Below are 17,392 nucleotides of genomic sequence, written 5' to 3' on the forward strand. Positions count from 1 at the left end.
CTGGATCGGCTGCGTAAATGCTCCTACAACGGTCCCCGTTCTCCCGCAACGTATGGCTTACAGCAGGCCTGGTGGTGGCCATGGCGGCGCTGTTCCTTGCCTACATGGCGCAGGAAAGCATCTTCCACAGCGCTGACGCGCGGCGCTACCGGCTGGTTCGCCTGGCCGACGAGTTGCGCCTTTCCTCTGATGAACTGACCCGCATGGCGCGTACCTACATTGCCACCGGGGACCCACGCTACAAAAGCCATCACCTGTACATCGCAGCTGTGTGCGACGGACGTCAGCCGCGCCCGTTGGACTACCAGGACATTTACTGGGACGATGTCCGCAACCCCAAGATGGCCCCCCACAGCGTTCTGGGAGCGGCAGTCAGCCTGCTGGAGCGAGCACACGAAGCGGGCGCAACGCAACAGGAGCAGGAGAAATTGAGCCAGGCCAAGGCCCAGTTCGATCGACTGATCCAGACTGAACTGTCTGCCATGGCGTCATTTGACGCAAGCGGTGCAGACCTGCTGCGTGGCAGCGCCGCTGCGTCGTCGCGGTTATTTGATGGGCCCTACCACCAGAGCAAGGCCGAAGTCATGCGTCCCATTCGGGATTTCGTTGCCATGGTGGATGAGCGAACACGCATGGACGCCCAGGTGGCCCAGGACAGGGCTACCGCTCTACGGTACGGGCTTATCGCTAGCGGACTGTTGTTGTTGGGCATGCTGGTACGCACACGTTGGGCCATGCGCGCCACCTTGGGAGGGCCGCTGGAGGCCATCTACGCGCATATCACGCGCATGGGACAGGGTGATTTCTCCACGCCCATCGCGGTACAGGAAGGCATGGAGGCCAGCGTGCTGGGCCGACTGGCACAAACGCAAGTCAATCTGGACAATATGGACGCAGAACGCCGTCAGGCGCAGGCCGAACGGTTGGAGTCTTTGCGCGAGTCCCAGACGTTGATGGAAGCAATCGACACGCACTTTATTGTGTCAACCACAGACACCGCAGGACGCATCACGCACGCCAACGATATGTTCACGCAGGTCAGCGGCTACAGCAATGCGGAACTGGTGGGGCAGAACCACCGCATGCTCAATTCCGGCACGCAACCGGACGGCTACTGGAAGACGGTGTGGACAACCATTTCCAGCGGACACGTATGGCGGGGCGAGGTGTGCAACCGCGCCAAGGACGGCTCACTCTACTGGGTGGACACGGTGATAGCCCCCTACTTCGGCGTTCACGGCATAGAGAAATACATCTCGATTCGCACCGACGTCACCGCCAACAAGCAGGCCCGACAGGTGCTGGACGCTGAGCGCCAGCGTCTGAACAACATTATCACCGGCACCCGCGCGGGTACTTGGGAATGGAACCACCAGACGGATCAGGCCATTGTGAATGCGCGCTGGGCGGAAATGTTGGGCTACACACTGGAGGAAGTGTCGGGTGACCCGAACAAGCTCTGGCGCAACTGCGTACACCCAGACGATCTGCTGGCAGCCAGCGTCAACCTGCAGGAGCACCTCGCCGGTCAGCGCGAAGCGTATGAATTTGAAGGTCGATTGCGCCACAAGGATGGGCATTGGCGCTGGCACCTGACGCGTGGACGCGTGTGCACGCATACCGCCGACGGAGCACCGGAATGGATTTACGGCATTGCGCTGGACATAACCGAAGCCAAGCGTGCAGAGTTTGAACGCCGGGAACAGGCGGCAAGCCTTCGCGACAGCGCGGCCTTTTTGGCGCGCGCCGGGCGCATTGCGGGTATCGGTCGGTGGCAATACGATCTGGAGCTGGGCGGTATTACCTGGTCTGACCAGACCTGCCATATTCACGATGTTGTGAAGGGCTACACACCTACGCTGGAGGAGTCGATCGCCTTCTTTGCCCCCGAGGCACGGAGCGAGATTACATCCGCGATTGAAAACGCAAAGAAGACCGGCAGGCCTTGGGACCTTGAGCTGCCCTTGATCACCGCCATGGCCAGGCGCATCTGGGTTCGCTGCGCGGCTGAGGCCGAATACCGGGATGGCAAACGCATCCGATTGGTGGGTATCTTCCAGGACATTTCGCAACGTCACAAACTGGAGGAAGAGGTCCGCCAAAAAAACGTGTTGATGAAGAACATTCTGGAGAATATCCCGGTGGGGCTCAGCGTGATGGACAGCAAGCTCAACATGGTCGTGGACAACCCGCTTTTTCGGACCCTGCTCGACTTTCCGGACACGTTGTTTGCCGGCGAGGTCACATCCTTCGAGTCCATCATCCGCTTCAATGCGGCGCGGGGCGAATACGGTGCCGGCGACCAGGATTCCATTGTCAAGGACATCGTGGCCCGGGCCCGCTCGGCGCAGGCGCACCGCTTCCAGCGCCAGCGGGGGGACGGCCGGACGCTGGAGGTGCGCGGTGCGCCCATGCCCGATGGCGGCTTTGTCACGACGTACACGGATATCACCGAACTCACCCGGGCGACTGAAGCGGCGCAGGAGGCCTCGCGCTCCAAGAGCCAGTTCGTAGCGAACATGAGCCATGAGATTCGCACCCCGATGAACGCCATCTTGGGCATGCTCAAGCTCTTGCACAATACAGAGCTGACGACACGACAGCTGGACTACGCGACCAAGGCCGAAGGGGCTGCCAAGTCATTGCTGGGGTTGCTCAATGACGTGCTGGATTTCTCCAAGATCGAGGCCGGCAAGATGGGCCTGGATCCCCAGCCATTTCGCATGGACCGGCTGCTGCGTGACCTCTCCGTGATCCTGTCGGCCAACGTCGGCGTAAAACCGGTTGAGGTTTTGTTTGACGTCGATCCTGCCATGCCCCAAGTCATCGTGGGAGACGCGATGCGCTTGCAGCAGGTGCTCATCAACCTCGGCGGCAATGCCATCAAATTCACTGACCGCGGTGAGGTGGTGGTGCAATTCAGGGTTGTGGAGCGCAGCGGCGAACACACGCGGCTGCGCATCGCTGTCAGCGACACCGGCATTGGTATCGCCCCCCAACATTTGACGCACATCTTCGACGGGTTTTCGCAGGCCGAGGCCTCCACGACGCGCCGCTTCGGCGGTACTGGGCTGGGTTTGTCCATTTGCAGGCGTTTGGTTGAACTGATGGGTGGCAGCTTGGAAATAGACAGCGTGCCAAACCGCGGAACCACGTTTCACTTCAGCGTGGAGTTCGCTACCGCGCGAGAGGTGCCTGGCGACCCTATAGCGCCACCGGCAAACCTGGATAGTTCGATGCAGGTCCTGATCGTGGACGACAACCCGGTGGCATGTGAACTGCTTGCTGCGATGGCCCGGTCATTGGGCTGGAAGGTGGATATTGCCAGCGGCGGAGCCCTTGCGCTGGACATGGTAGCTGCGCGGGTCAAGGCACTGCAGCGTCCTTACGACGCCATGTTTGTCGACTGGCTGATGCCGGATATGGATGGATGGGAGACCGTTGCCAGGGTGCGCGAGATGGGTTATCAAGCCATCAGCCCGATTACCGTTATGGTGACGGCGCATGGACGCGACATGCTGTCCCAGCGCAGCGCCCATGAACAGTCGCTGCTCAACGCGTTTTTGATCAAACCGATAACTGCGTCCATGCTCTCCGACACCATCGTAGGAGCCCGCGCTGGTGTCAGCAATTTGCGCGCACGGCCAAGGACACGGTCCGACCGGATGGGTCGTCTGGAGGGCATGCGACTGCTGGTTGTTGAAGACAATCTGATCAACCAACAGGTCGCCCGCGAACTTCTGACCGAGGAGGGTGCCAGCGTCTGCATCGCCGACAACGGGCAACTCGGTGTGGATGCCATCGCCTGTGCAGAGCCACCCTTTCATGCGGTGCTGATGGATCTGCAGATGCCGGTCATGGACGGGCATGCGGCCACACGTGCCATACGCGAGACCTTGGGTCTGTCGACGCTACCTGTCATTGCGATGACCGCCAACGCCATGGCGGCAGACCGTGAAGCATGTTTGAAATCGGGAATGAACGACCACATTGGCAAACCCTTTGACCTGAACCACCTCGTGGAGGTATTGCGCTCGCACGTCAGACGCAGCGCTAGCAACAACCCGCCGCGGCCGCTGGCAGCCACGCTGGGCTTACCTGCGCCGGCAGAGGTGGTTGCAGCCCCGACACCTGTGCCGGACAAACCGGATGTAGACGGGGCCATCGCCCGCCTGGGCGGCAACAGGGCGCTCTATGCCACGGTTCTGCGTTCGTATCTGGAAGAATTGCCGCACCAATCCTCGCAGCTGTTGGAGCTGCTGCAGCGCGAAGATGTGGCAGGTGCAACAGAGTTGCTGCACGCGCTGAAAGGCGTCTCCGCAACCGTGGGAGCGACCCATATGTCAGCTAGAGCCCAGGCCGCTGAAATTGAGCTGCGAAATGCGGGCACGCGCCAGCAACGCGAGCACCTTTGCGTGCGTGTGGCGGAGGCGATGGAAGATACCCAGCGCGCTATGGAACCACTGCTCGATCAATACGGTGCGCAACCCCATCCTCGCAGCCCTGAACCGCTGGCCAGGCTGGATGTGGTGGCGATACTACGGGAGTTGCAGGCCCTGCTGATGCAATCAGACATGGAGGCTCTGGAGGTACACGCCCGGCTGCATGCGGTCCCTGCCACGCCATGGGAGCAGGGCTTCAACGATCTGGACGAAGCCATACGGGATTTTGACTTCGCGAAGGGTGCTGCGCAGTGCGACATTCTCATTGCAGCGATCCATGGCGGCGGTCCAGAATGATGCTGATCGCTCTGAGAATTCCCCTATAGTTGCAGATCAACTGCACGACTGACGGCGCCTATTTGCATGTCCACTTACACCAGAAACATCAAGCTGCACATCACCATTAGCTGGTTATTTGTGCTGCTGACCCTGCCGGTCATGGCAATTTTTGTCTTCGTCGGCTACCGATCCAATACGCTGGTGATAGAGGACTACTCCGAAAAATTCATCGAAAAGTCCATCAAAGACAACATTAACAACGCCACCCGGCTGCTTAACCCGATCATCAGCTCGGCACGTTCGGCGGGCACCTTGATGCGTGACAAGCCAGACTATTTTCGAGAAGACTCGTCCATCGACTACCTGCACGAAATTGTCGCGTCCAACGAGGCCGTTTATGCAGCCTATGCTGCTTTTGAGGATGGCTCTTTCCGCCAGGTTCGCCGGGCCGTGAAGGGCAAGACTGTGCTGGACAAGCCCATAGCAACGGATACGCGAATCATCGATCGGTACATAGACACCCGCAAAAAATCCGCCAACGGCACAACGCCCGACGTCTACCGTTTCCACTCAGACTGGCGCAACGTCATAGGCAGTGATGTAGGCCCGGCCGCGTACGACCCGCGCACGCGTGCCTATTACAAGGATGCCATCCGGCAGAGGACGCTCACCGTGTCTGACGTCTACCCGTTTGCAAGCTCAGGTGAATTGGGAATCACGGTCGCGGCGCCGATCGTGAGCGACGCAGGCGTCGTGGGCGTGTTCGCGGTCGACCTGACGCTTAAAACCCTGTCGAACTACCTGTCCGACAACCGGGTCACGGCTAACAGCGTCACCATCATGGCTGACGAAAGCGGTGGCGTCATCGCCCACCCCGAGCTGGAGATGGGCGTGGTGCAAAAGGGAGGCGTACTGGTTCAAAACCGGCTCGACAAGCTGGGGGATTCACGCGTACTGGCGGCGTTGGGTGAGAGATTGCGCAGCGGCAAGGACCGCTTCCACTTCACCGCCGGACCGGACAACACCGAGTACATCGTCACATTCTCCCCCTTCCCCAAGGACTTCAATAAGCCATGGGAGCTGTTGATACTCACACCCACCGATGACTTCGTCGGCGTGGTCAAGAATACGAACCGAAGGTTATTGATCTTTGGCGTGCTGGCCTTTTGTCTGCAACTCGTTCTTATCTACAGGCTGTCCAAGGCCATCTCCCGGCCGATGGAAATCCTGGCGGACGAGGTATCCAACATCCGGGCATTCCGCTTCTCCGACGCGGAGACCGTGACGTCGCGCGTGGCAGAGATCGACCATTTGGCCAAGGCCGTCTATCTGTTGACCCGCGCACTCAAATCCTTCACATCTTATGTTCCACGGGGCCTTGTGCAACAGCTGATCGAATCGGGGCAAGGCACCAAGCTGGGTGTGGAAAGTCGCTACCTGACTTTGTTCTTTACGGACCTGGAGGGTTTCTCGACGTTGTCCGAGTCTGAACCCTCCCAGCAATTGCTGGCCCGCGTGTCAGACTACTTCTCCAGCGTGACCAGCGCTATCGAGCGCGAGCGCGGCACCGTCGACAAGTACATTGGCGATGCGGTCATGGCATTTTGGGGTGCACCCAACCGCGTTGACAGCCACGCCTACCTGGCGTGCGTAGCCGCCGTGCGCTCGCAACGGCGCATGGCCATACGCAACCGTGATTGGGCAGCACGCGACCTGCCCCCGTTGAAGGTACGCATCGGCATCCACAGCGACGCCGTGCTGGTCGGCAATGTGGGCTCCGCCGAGCGGGTCAGCTACACCGTGATGGGTGACGGGGTGAACGTGGCCGCGCGCCTGGAAGGCATCAACAAGGAAATGGGAACGTGGGTTTGTATCAGCCAGGCGGTATTCCGCGAGGCCGGAGAGCGCCTCTGGCTGCGCCCCATCGACACCGTCACCGTCAAAGGCCGCAAAGGCGAACTGTTGATTTACGAATTGCTGGCCATTCGCGACGGCGACGAAGAGGTGTGCGCCACGCAAGATGAAATCAACCTGTGCAATATGACAACGGCGGCCTACGCCCTGTACGCCGAAGAAGCCTACGTGCAGGCACAAGCGGCTTACGCGGCCATCCTTGAGAAATTTCCCCATGACCTTGTTGCACGCAGAATGATGGAAAAGAGCGACACAGCCATCAACAAAGCGTTTCACCGACACTGAGAACCGAACTTGCGAGACCCCAAAATGACTATCCGCATCCCATCCCAACACGCCACCTGGCGACTTGTGCTGTCGACCCTGGTGCTGCTGCTGAGCGTAGGGAACATTTGTGCGCGCGAAATGGCAGAAATCAAAGCCAGTGGCAAGTTGATCGTCGCGATTCCGGACCAGCGTAACCCGCCCTTCTTTTTTGAGGAGCGCGGCGAGCTCAAGGGTTTGGACATTGATTTGTCCAAAGCCGTCGCCGAAGCCTTGGGCGTAGAGGCGGTCTTCAATCGCAGTGGCAAGAGCTTCAACGACGCGGTCAAGTTGGTGGCCGATGACCAGGCCGACATGTCGGCCGCCAAGATCAGCCGCACCCTCGCGCGCTCTCAAACCGTTCTGTTCAGTACACCCTATATCACGCTGCCCCACGCCATGCTGGTCAACCGTCTGCGCTTCGCCCAGATTTCTGGGGGCAAGCCGGTCGCAGAGGTGATGCAAAACTACAGCGACACGGTGGGCGTGATTGCCAACTCGTCTTTCGTCGGCTTCGCCAAAACCTATTTCCCCCGGGCCAAAATCGTGGAGTTTGAGACCTGGGACCAGGTCGTGGAAGCAGTGGCCAAGGGCACGGTGACCATGGCCTACAGAGATGCTTTCGAGGTTAAACGCATCTTCAAGGTCAAGCCCGATCTGGTCCTTACCGTGCGCTCCGTCATGATCGAGGACATCAAGGACACTATTGGCATTGCCGTCAACCGCAACAACTATTTGCTGCTGAATTTCCTCAACCTGTTTCTCGAACAAAAGAACGTCAAATACACCTCAGAGCAGATATTGACCAAGTATGAGAAATTCCTCAATTGACCGACACATCAGGCGCGCACCATGGAACTGAAAAAACTTGCCACCCATCCGGTGGCCATCGTCGGCTCAATTGCATTGGGCATCGTCACCGGGGTCTACACACCGGAACTCGCCAAAGGGCTCAAATTCATTGGCGACATCTATGTCGACTTGTTGAAGATGGTGATCCTGCCCTTCCTCGTCTCGGCCGTCATTGTCAGTATCAACCGGCTGGCCAGCAACCCTAAGGCGTCCCGTTATGTGGCGCGCATCGTGGTGTGCCTGATTGCAGGTATGACGCTGGCCGGGGTTGTGGGTCTCGCCTACATGTACGCCGTGAAGCCGGGTACCAACATGGACCAGAACACGATGCAAGCCTTCGGCAAGCTGGTGCAGTCGGACATCAGTGGGGTGGAAAGCAGCATCAACCTGCTGTCGCCGGTGGCCACGGACAAGAACGACGGGATGCTGATCAAGCTGATGTCGCGCATGATCCCCAACAACATTTTCAGCGCGCTGTCGGTGGGCGACACGCTCAAGACCCTGTTCTTTGCGCTGTTGTTTGGCTTTGCGCTAACCAAGTCTCCGGCCGACACGGCTATTGGGTTTCTTGAGGGCTGCGAAGTCGTTTTCAGAGCCTGCCAGAAGCTGACCACCTGGTTGCTGTATGTGCTGCCTATTGCCTCGTTCTCGCTGGCTGCCGACCAAATCGCCAACACCGGGTTCGAGCCCTTCAAGGTCATGGTGCAGTTCATCTATGCCTTTGGCGCAGTCACCGCGATCTTGCTGCTGGGATGCGTGCTCATCATCTGGCGAAAGTCCGGGCGCAAGCTGTCCGACACGGTCGCATCGCAGCAAGGGCCGTTCTTCCTCGCTGTGGCCACGCGCAACAGCGCTTCATGCATGCCGTCCATGCTGATCGCCATGGTCGACAAGCTGGGCTTCGACAAGCCCATTACCGAGCTGTTGGTGCCCCTGGGAACGGCATTGTTTCGGGTGGGTCCGGTTCTGTACTACTGCATGGCCACCGTTTTCATTGCCCAGCTGTATGGTCGAGACCTTGCTACAACGGACTACCTGCTGATCCTGTTCGCCTCGTTGATTGCCGGGTTCTCGTCCACGGGCATGAACGGCATAGTGACTATCTCGCAAACCACCATCGTCTGCTCGCTGCTGGGACTGCCCTTTGAGGCGGCCTTCGTGCTGTTTGTTGCCGTAGAACCCATCTGCGATACGTTGCGCACCGTGCTGCTGGTGTTGTCCATCAATGCGCTGGTGGCCCTGATCACGCCGCTGGCGGACCAGGTAGAGGGTGACGATCAGTTGATGGCCCGCAGCGCTTGATGGACACCCAGCAACAGGCAGTATTGGGCATCCTGGGGGGCATGGGGCCGCTGGCCACGGTGGACTTTCTCGGCAAGTTGACGCGCTTGACCCCGTCCACCCGCGACCAGGACCACGTTCCCTGGGTCACCGTTAGCCAGCCGGGAATACCCGACCGCAGCGCCGCCATCAAGGCCGGCAACGACGGCCCGGCCCCCTACCTGATCAAAGGCGTGGCATGGCTTGCCGCGCAGAGTACGCAGCTGATTGCAATACCCTGCAATACCAGCCACTTCTGGTTCGACCAAATGCAAGCGGCATCCAGTGCGCCCATTTTGCATATCGCAGACGCCGCAATCGAGGAGTTGCAACGCCTGGAGGGACCTTTAGGTGCTATCGCCATTCTCGCGACGCGTGGAACGGTGCAGGCAGGTATATATGGCAAACGGCTGCTGGCCAAAGGTTTTGAGCTGGCGGTCATCACCGAAGACGAGCAGGCCGTTGTTGACCAGATCATCCACGACGTCAAGGGCGCGCGGGTGGGCCCCGCACGCGACAGCATGCGCGGGCTGCTGAAAACGTTGGCCGCACGCGGCGTGAAAACTACCATCCTGGGCTGTACGGAACTACCTATCGCTTACGTCGCGCGGGCCGGTGATCCGCACAGCGAGATCCAGGCGATTGACACGTCGCTCGCGTTGGCTACCGCCAGTCTGCGCAGGCTGGGCTATTTGTAAGCGGCGGATCGCCCTGCATTTAGAGAATGGGGCGCTAGCCCTCGTCCGGCGCGCGTGACCAGCTCATTTTTTGATAGCAATTAACGGCGCAGTGCAGCAAAGGCTTCGAACTCCCAGCTGCGCATGGCCAGAAGCAGCGTGTAGCCCTGGCGGTCTTTCTCCTGCAACTTCTGGTCTGCCAGGTGTTGCTGCGCAAAGTCTTGCGCCACGCGTTGCATGCGCTCCCTGAAGGATGGCGCCAAGGCACGGCTGATCGACCCGTGCACCAGCAGCAGACCTTCCCCGTCGCCATCAAAATCACCAGAAAAATAGTCCAGCAGCGCGTTGTCGCGGAAGTAATCCATGACCGGGCCATGCGGACGCCAGCGGAAAGTCTTGGCTAACTTGAGGCGGTAGCGGTTCAGCGGGCGCAGTTCGATGATGCCAATGCGGTCCAGCTGCGCCAGGTAGCCAATGCACTCCGCCTCCGTCAGGCGGTAGGCGGACACCACCTGCTCCAGCGTCCACTGGCTGAGCACACAAATCGCCACCAGCAGCAGCTTCTTGTCGGCCACCACGGCCCGCTCCTGCTCCTGCGTCAGTTGCGCCAGCAGCGGCTGCGCGTCGGCCACGCGGCGCGCCAGATCGGCAAAGTCGATTTTCAATGCCCGGCAGATTGCGTCTATGCGCGACAGCGGCATGTCCCCCTTGGCCAGCATGCGTTTGATGCTGGATTCAGCCATGCCCATCGCGGCGGCGAGGTCGGCATAGGTCATGTGGGCGGACTTCAGCTCGTGCTTCAGTGCGGATACGAGGTCGGCGGTGGTGCTCATAGGTATCGATTATTAATACTTTTCGTACCCGAACGCAAGCTTGTATCAGGAATTGATGGCGCCGTTGTGCCCCTGCACAACACACTGGCGCCTTCTTACCCTCTGGAGTTGCTGATGAAAATACCACTGACACGTTCTGAAACCGGCCTGGTGGTCGCGCTGGTCTTGGCCATAGCCGTGGCCTGCCTCGGCCCTGCTGTGGCGCAGTACGACCATTACCACGCCTTTGCCGACCAGCGCACGCTGTGGGGCCTGCCCCATGCGATGGACGTGTTGAGCAACCTACCCTTTGCGCTGCTGGGTGTCTGGGGCCTGCTCCGCCTGCGTGGGTGGCAAAGGCCGCTGGCCCGCCGCGTGGGCTATGCCGTGCAATTGCCGTGCGACGCCCAGCAACCGTTGGCCCTGCTGTTCTTTGCCGGGCTGATCATCACCACGCTGTGCTCGGGCTACTACCACCTGCAACCCGACGATGCTGGCCTGCTGGTTGACCGCATGGGTATGCTGGTGCCTTTTGCCGGCCTGATGGGCCTGGCCGCCGCCGACCGCATCAGCGCATGGGCGGGCCAGTGGACGGCCGGCGCGGTGCTGGCGCTTGGCCCCGTCGCAGTTGGCACATGGGCCATCACCGGCAATCTGCTTCCATGGTCCGTATTGCAGGGAGGCGGCATGCTGTTGGTGGTGGTGCTGGCACTGCGCAGGCCGCTGATCGGTGCCTGGGGTATCGCCTTGGCATCCGTGATTGCGTGGTACGTGCTGGCCAAGGTACTGGAGCTTGGCGACCACCACGTCCTGGCATTGACCCAGGGCTGGGTATCGGGCCACAGCCTGAAACACATCGCCGCGGCCATGGCAGCCTGGCCGGTCATCGCCGTCATGCAAAATGGTGAAAATCCCGCTCAGGCCCGCTCAGGCCCGCTCAGGCCCGCTCAGGCCCGCGCATGGTCGCGCACGGCGGTCCGGACTTAAGTTACGCACAACAACAACCGACCCGAGGAAACCCTGTGAACACCGAAACCCTGAATCCTGCAGCGGCCACAGCCAGCGGTCCGGCCGACCACGACGCCCACCCCAACCAGTTTGCGCTGCTCGGCCAGCGCCGCTTTGCGCCCTTCTTCTGGACGCAGTTTGCCGGTGCCGCGAACGACAATTTATTCAAGTTCGCCTTCACGGTGATGGTGACCTACCAGCTCAGCGTGGGCTGGTTGCCGCCGGCCATGGCGGGCCTGGCGATCGGTGCGCTGTTCATACTGCCCTTTCTGCTGTTCTCGGCCACAGCCGGGCAGCTGACCGACAAGTACGACAAGACGCTGATGATCCGCTTCGTCAAGAACCTGGAGATCGTCATCATGGCGATTGCCGCCTACGGCTTTGTCGCCGACCAGGTGGCCGTGCTCTTGCTCTGCACGTTTTTGATGGGCGTGCACTCCACGCTGTTTGGTCCGGTCAAATTTGCGCTATTGCCCCAGGTGCTGAACGAGCGCGAACTGACCGGTGGTAACGGCATGGTGGAGATGGGTACGTTTGTGGCCATTCTGATGGGCAATGTAGTCGGCGGCCTGTTGGTAGCCATTCCCAGCGTGGGCCACCAGACAGTGGCGTTTGCCTGCGTGGCGATGGCGTTGGTCGGCCGTGTCATTGCTGGGTATATCCCCCCTGCGCCTGCCACTGACCCCGGCTTGAAGATCAACTGGAACCCCATCAGCGAAACCCTGCGCAACCTCAAACTCGCGCATGGCAACCTGGTCGTGTTCCGCTCGCTGCTGGGCATCAGCTGGATGTGGTTCTTCGGCGCCGTATTTTTGAGCCAGTTCCCCAGCCTGGCCAAGGAAGTGCTGCATGGCAATGAACAGGTGGCGTCGCTGCTGTTGGTGGTGTTCTCCATCGGCATTGGCACCGGCTCACTCTTGTGCGAGGTGCTAAGCAAGCGCCATGTGGAAATCGGCCTGGTACCCATGGGCGCCATCGGCATGAGCGTGTTTGCGGTGGATTTGTACTTTGCGTCCAACGGCCTGCCCGCCTCGGAGATCATGGGCCTGTCCGCGTTTATGGCCCAGCCCGCACACTGGCGCGTAATGGCCGACCTGGCCCTGCTCTCCCTGTTTGCCGGCCTGTACAGCGTGCCCATGTATGCACTGATCCAGTTGCGCAGCCAGGCCACGCACCGCGCCCGCATCATCGCGGCCAACAATATTTTGAACGCGCTGTTCATGATCGGCAGCTCGGTGATTGCCGGTGCGCTGCTCAAAAGCGGCTTCACCATCCCGCAAATATTTTTGTTCACCGGGCTGGCCAATGCAGTGGTGGCGTTCTACATCTTCATGCTGGTGCCCGAATACCTGCTGCGTTTCGTGGCCTGGGTGCTGTCGCATTTCATCTACCGCTTCAAGGTCAAGGGCGACGCAAACATCCCTACGCAGGGGGCCGCCATCCTGGTGTGCAACCACGTGAGCTTTGTTGATGCCGTGCTGCTGATGGCGGCCAGCCCCCGGCCCATCTACTTCATCATGGACCACAACATCTTCAAGGTGCCGGTGCTGGGCTGGCTGTTCCGCTTGGCCAAGGCGATTCCGATTGCGCCGCGTGCACAAGACCCTGCCGCCTACGAAGCAGCGTTTGACGCCGCCGCCAAGGTGCTGGCAGAGGGTGATCTGCTGTGCATCTTCCCCGAAGGCGGGCTGACCCGCGATGGCACGCTGCAGGAGTTCAAGGGCGGCATCATGAAGATCCTGGAGCGCACCGCGCAGCAGGGTTTGACTGTGCCGGTCGTGCCGATGGCCTTGACCAATCTGTGGGGCTCGTTTTTCAGCCGGGTGGAAAAAGGTAACGCGATGGTGAAGCCCTTCCGGCGCGGGCTGTGGAGCTCGGTGGGGCTGAACGTGGGAGCCCCCGTGGCACCGCAAGACGTACAGCCGGCGCTACTGCAACAGCGGGTGCAGCAGTTGCTTGGGGCTTAGAGTTCTCTTGCAGCCTGAAAATGGTGTTTGAATACAGGGGGCGGAGCAGCAGGCACCCGAAATTTCAGGAATTCTCTAGATGGAGTCTAGATTTCTCGGCAGGAAATTTTCTGGGTTTGTCGAAATGCAGGCAGTGCTGTACTTCACGCACAGGAAAAACCATGGCCGGCCGATCTCGCAGTTACTAAAATAGTTCGAATGTTTTTCACTATACAGAGTTCAGTGGCATGAGAACCATAGTTGCGATTAGCCTCGCTCTTGTTACTCTTCCCCTTCTCGCCGATAACGGCCAGTTACCCAATGAAGTGCGTTCGTTCATCCTTGAACGCAAAACGTGTGAGCACTTTATCGGCGAGCCAGTGGAAGGCAACACTTCCGAACGTAAAGAGAGGCAGACGTTTGTAAACGACAGCATCGACATCTATTGCGCTGGAACAGATAGGAAACTAGCAGCACTGCGGCGCCGCTACTCCAAGGACATAGCCGTGATGAAAGCGCTAAAGACCTTTGAGGATAAGTTGGAATGAATGGTCTGAGCGCGCCGTTGAATTGGTTTATCGATACTGATTTCCGCTTGGTTGCTCGGGTCGAAAATCTCGCCGAGCAACCGCCACCTAACCGCACGCCCTCTCCAAAGGTAAATTTCAGTGGGCGCTTGCCAGCAGCGCTGCATTTCCCCCCGCTGCTGTCGTATTGACAGTAATCGTTTGCTCCGCGCAAAAACGATACAGGTAGTGCGGGCCGCCGGCCTTGGGCCCGGTGCCGCTCAAGCCTTCACCGCCAAAAGGCTGCACGCCGACCACGGCGCCAATCATGTTGCGGTTAATGTAGATGTTGCCCACGTGGGCGGCGTGGGCCAGGGCCTGGGCGCGGCTGTCGATGCGGGTCTGGATGCCGCAGGTCAGGCCATAGCCCAGAGCGTTCACCTGGGCGATGATGTCGGCCGGGTCGCCGCCCCAGCGCACCACTTGCAGCACCGGGCCGAAGATTTCGGCCTTGACGTCGGCAATGCTGTTCACCTCGAAAGCATGGGGCGCAATCAGATTTGCTACTGTTTTAGTAGCGTCTTGATCAGATTCTGCGGGGGCTAGAAGCACTTTTGACTCAAGGCGCAGGCGCTGGATGTGCTTCTGGATGTTGTCATACGCCTCCGCGTCGATGACCGGGCCCACGTCGGTGGCCAGGTCGGCCGTGTCGCCAGCCACCAGTTCACTGGCGGCGCCCTTGAGCATGGCGATGACACCATCGGCTATTCCCTCGTGCACACACAACAGGCGCAACGCGGAGCAGCGTTGGCCAGCGCTGCGGAAGGCGCTTTGCACGACCGCATCGACCACCTGCTCGGGCAGCGCGGACGAGTCGACCACCATGGCGTTGATGCCGCCGGTCTCGGCGATCAGCGGGACAATCGCGCCGTCTTTGGCGGCCAATGCGCGGTTGATGATCTTCGCGACCTGCGTAGAGCCGGTGAACACCACGCCGGCCACGCCGGGTTGGGCGACGAGCGCTGCGCCGACGGTTTCCCCCGCGCCATGCATCAGTTGCAAGGCATCCGTGGGCACACCGGCCGCATGCATCAGCTGTACAGCGACTTGGGCCACGCCCGAGGTTTGTTCGGCGGGCTTTGCCAGCACGGTGTTTCCAGTGGCCAGTGCCGCTGCGACCTGGCCTACAAAAATGGCCAGCGGGAAGTTCCATGGGCTGATGCAGACCCACACACCGCGTGCGGTCAGCGACAGCGTATTGGTCTCGCCGGTCACGCCAAAGGCGTAACTGGACAACATGGGCGGTGCGCCATGGACCTGGGGCATGGCCACCGGTTGCATGATGCGCTCGGCTTCATCGGCGTAGTAGCGCAAGAAGTCGACCGCCTCGCGGACTTCGCTGACGGCATCGCCCCACGTCTTGTGGGCTTCCTTAACCAACAGCGCGCAGAAGACAGGCGTCTGCTCAAGCATGGAGTCGGCAGCGCGGCGCAAGATGGTGGCGCGCTCAGACACTGCGGTCTTGCTCCACTGCTTGTAACTGGCGTGGGCGGCGGCAAAGGCGCTGGGGGTGTTCTGGGTGTTGAACTCCGGCACCACGGGCACGGTGGTACTAGTCAGCGCGGCCATCAGCGGCTCGCGCATCGTCGGCACGGTCAGGTCCAGCCCGGTGCTGTTCTTGCGGGCGCCGGCGTGTGCACCAAACAGGACAGGCGGCAGCGGCAGGCTGGAATGCGGCTCCAGGCGCAGCGGCGAGATCAACAGCTCCTGCATGCCCACCGACTCATCGGCCAGCTGGTGTACAAACGAGGAGTTGGCACCGTTCTCCAACAGGCGCCGCACCAGGTAGGCCAGCAAGTCGCGGTGTGCGCCCACCGGGGCATAGACGCGGCAGGTGACCAGCGGGTTCTTCAGCACTTCGCGGTACACGCCCTCGCCCATGCCGTGCAGTCGCTGCAACTCAAACTTGGCGCCGGTCTTGGCACCCATTTGCAGGATAGCGGCAATGGTGGCCGCGTTGTGCGTGGCGAACTGGGGGTAGACCGCATCCGGCGCTGCCAGCAAAGCGCTGGCGCAGGCCAAGTACGAAACGTCGGTGTGGTGCTTGTGCGTGAACACCGGATAGTGCGGCAGGCCAAACTCCTGGGCGCGCTTGATCTCGGCATCCCAATACGCGCCTTTGACCAGGCGGCACATCAGGCGCACCTTGTAGCGGCGCGCGAGGCCGACGATGTGGCCAATCAGGTCCAGCGACCGGGTCTGGTAGGCCTGCATGGCCAGGCCAAAGCCGCCCCATTTGGGATGGTGCTCGGCGACCTTGGCGACCAACGCTTCAAACAGCTCCAGCGACAACTCCAGCCGGTCCACCTCTTCTGCGTCCACCGTCAGGTTGATATTGGCGGCCGCGGCACGCTGGCACAGGCCCCAGACGCGGGGCACCAGTTCGGCCATGACACGCGCGCTGTGGGCATCTTCGTAACGTGGGTGAAGTGCGCTCAGCTTGATGGAGATACCGTCATTTTGCTCCAGAGGCCCCGTCTGGCGCGCGTGAGCAGCTATGGAATCAATAGCATTCGAATAACTCTGCAAATACCGCAGTGCATCTTCGTCGGTGCGCGCACCCTCGCCCAGCATGTCGTACGAGAAGGTCAGATTGGCATGCTTGCGGGCGCTGTCGGCCTCGCGCTGCGCCTCTTTCATGTTTTGGCCCAACACAAACTGGCGGCCCAGCAACTGGACGGCGCGCAGCGTAGCAGCCACTACCGTTTTGGCACCCAATTTACCCATCAGCCCGGGCTCGCTCTTGGCATTGCTGTCGGCCGCGCCCGGCAGGAAGTGTTTGGACAGCGCAATGGCGGTGCTGGACAGCCGCGCCAACACTTTGTCGCCGCTTCCGTCAAAGTCGGCGCGGCCCAGCTGATCAGCCGTCAACGCAATGGCGGTCTCGGCATCCGGCACACGCAACAGCGCTTCGGCCAGCCGCATCAGGGCCAGGCCCTCGGCGCTGGAGATAGGGTATTCCTTCAGCAGGCTTTCCATGGCCCAGAACGGAGGCGGGTTGTCGCGCACGGCCCGCACCCAAGGCGCGGCAGAGCGCGCAGCATCTGCCCAATCCAAAGCCTGGCTCACGGTCTGCAAGTGGCGGGCTACGACTTCAGCCTCGGGACGGTAGGGGAAAGGCAGACGTTGCGTGACGGGCATGGGAGGCTCCTGGTGGTTTACTTGCTAGATGGACTGATTTCACGCCATCGAACTGATGATGTAGCTATGTTCGTTGAATACGACTGCAATTTCTCACTAAAATTTGCAATTGAAATAGTGAAACATCCAACT

The 17,392-nt window shown here is 60.5% G+C and carries 10 protein-coding genes; 8 read left to right on the top strand and 2 right to left on the bottom strand.

Features of this window, described 5'->3' with window-relative positions:
• The first annotated feature begins 17 nt into the window (after positions 1–17).
• From AC097P_RS01275 to cuyB, 5 genes are all read left to right on the top strand, one after another.
• Positions 18–4,739 carry a response regulator gene (locus AC097P_RS01275; protein ID WP_479608550.1) on the top strand — a complete coding sequence of 1,574 codons (4,722 nt, stop codon included), beginning with the start codon at positions 18–20 and terminating at the stop codon, positions 4,737–4,739.
• A 66-nt stretch (positions 4,740–4,805) separates the two neighbouring features.
• Positions 4,806–6,920, top strand: coding sequence for an adenylate/guanylate cyclase domain-containing protein (locus tag AC097P_RS01280; protein WP_479608551.1), 2,115 nt, complete (start codon positions 4,806–4,808; stop codon positions 6,918–6,920).
• A 24-nt stretch (positions 6,921–6,944) separates the two neighbouring features.
• Complete coding sequence (locus AC097P_RS01285) at positions 6,945–7,769, top strand: substrate-binding periplasmic protein (RefSeq protein ID WP_479608552.1); 825 nt, start codon at positions 6,945–6,947, stop codon at positions 7,767–7,769.
• 21 nt (positions 7,770–7,790) lie between these two features.
• Positions 7,791–9,092: a dicarboxylate/amino acid:cation symporter gene (locus AC097P_RS01290; RefSeq protein WP_479608553.1), complete on the top strand. Its 1,302-nt coding sequence runs from the start codon at positions 7,791–7,793 to the stop codon at positions 9,090–9,092.
• A complete protein-coding gene (gene cuyB / locus AC097P_RS01295) occupies positions 9,092–9,808 on the top strand; it encodes a cysteate racemase (protein ID WP_479608554.1) in 717 nt (238 codons plus the stop codon). The genes AC097P_RS01290 and cuyB overlap by 1 nt, the downstream gene beginning before the upstream one ends.
• Before the next feature lie 80 nt (positions 9,809–9,888).
• Here the strand turns inward: cuyB and AC097P_RS01300 are convergent, their stop codons facing one another.
• Positions 9,889–10,620 (bottom strand): helix-turn-helix domain-containing protein, encoded by a 732-nt coding sequence (locus tag AC097P_RS01300; protein WP_479608555.1) that lies wholly within the window; start codon positions 10,618–10,620, stop codon positions 9,889–9,891.
• A 114-nt stretch (positions 10,621–10,734) separates the two neighbouring features.
• On the opposite strand from AC097P_RS01300, the gene AC097P_RS01305 reads away from it, so the two are divergent.
• The 3 genes from AC097P_RS01305 (at position 10,735) to AC097P_RS01315 (ending at position 14,101) form a co-directional block, all read left to right on the top strand.
• Entirely contained in the window at positions 10,735–11,586 is an 852-nt protein-coding gene (locus AC097P_RS01305; RefSeq protein ID WP_479608556.1) for a hypothetical protein, read from the top strand.
• A gap of 35 nt (positions 11,587–11,621) precedes the next feature.
• Positions 11,622–13,574, top strand: coding sequence for an MFS transporter (locus AC097P_RS01310; RefSeq protein ID WP_479608557.1), 1,953 nt, complete (start codon positions 11,622–11,624; stop codon positions 13,572–13,574).
• 227 nt (positions 13,575–13,801) lie between these two features.
• The gene (locus AC097P_RS01315; protein ID WP_479608558.1) at positions 13,802–14,101 is read left to right on the top strand and encodes a hypothetical protein; all 300 of its coding nucleotides are present in this window, start codon (positions 13,802–13,804) and stop codon (positions 14,099–14,101) included.
• A 117-nt stretch (positions 14,102–14,218) separates the two neighbouring features.
• On the opposite strand, the gene AC097P_RS01320 is transcribed toward AC097P_RS01315, so the two are convergent.
• Complete coding sequence (locus AC097P_RS01320; protein ID WP_479608559.1) at positions 14,219–17,260, bottom strand: L-glutamate gamma-semialdehyde dehydrogenase; 3,042 nt, start codon at positions 17,258–17,260, stop codon at positions 14,219–14,221.
• Positions 17,261–17,392 lie beyond the last annotated feature (132 nt).

The organism is Rhodoferax sp. ZS1R8, assembly GCF_056521325.1.

Excerpts from the sequence above, each read along its gene's own strand:
- AC097P_RS01305 (WP_479608556.1), top strand. The coding sequence starts at position 10,735 with ATGAAAATACCACTGACACGTTCTGAAACCGGCCTGGTGGTCGCGCTG.
- AC097P_RS01315 (WP_479608558.1), top strand. The coding sequence starts at position 13,802 with ATGAGAACCATAGTTGCGATTAGCCTCGCTCTTGTTACTCTTCCCCTT.
- AC097P_RS01275 (WP_479608550.1), top strand. The coding sequence starts at position 18 with ATGCTCCTACAACGGTCCCCGTTCTCCCGCAACGTATGGCTTACAGCA.
- AC097P_RS01320 (WP_479608559.1), bottom strand. The coding sequence starts at position 17,260 with ATGCCCGTCACGCAACGTCTGCCTTTCCCCTACCGTCCCGAGGCTGAA.
- AC097P_RS01300 (WP_479608555.1), bottom strand. The coding sequence starts at position 10,620 with ATGAGCACCACCGCCGACCTCGTATCCGCACTGAAGCACGAGCTGAAG.
- AC097P_RS01280 (WP_479608551.1), top strand. The coding sequence starts at position 4,806 with ATGTCCACTTACACCAGAAACATCAAGCTGCACATCACCATTAGCTGG.
- AC097P_RS01290 (WP_479608553.1), top strand. The coding sequence starts at position 7,791 with ATGGAACTGAAAAAACTTGCCACCCATCCGGTGGCCATCGTCGGCTCA.
- AC097P_RS01285 (WP_479608552.1), top strand. The coding sequence starts at position 6,945 with ATGACTATCCGCATCCCATCCCAACACGCCACCTGGCGACTTGTGCTG.
- cuyB (WP_479608554.1), top strand. The coding sequence starts at position 9,092 with ATGGACACCCAGCAACAGGCAGTATTGGGCATCCTGGGGGGCATGGGG.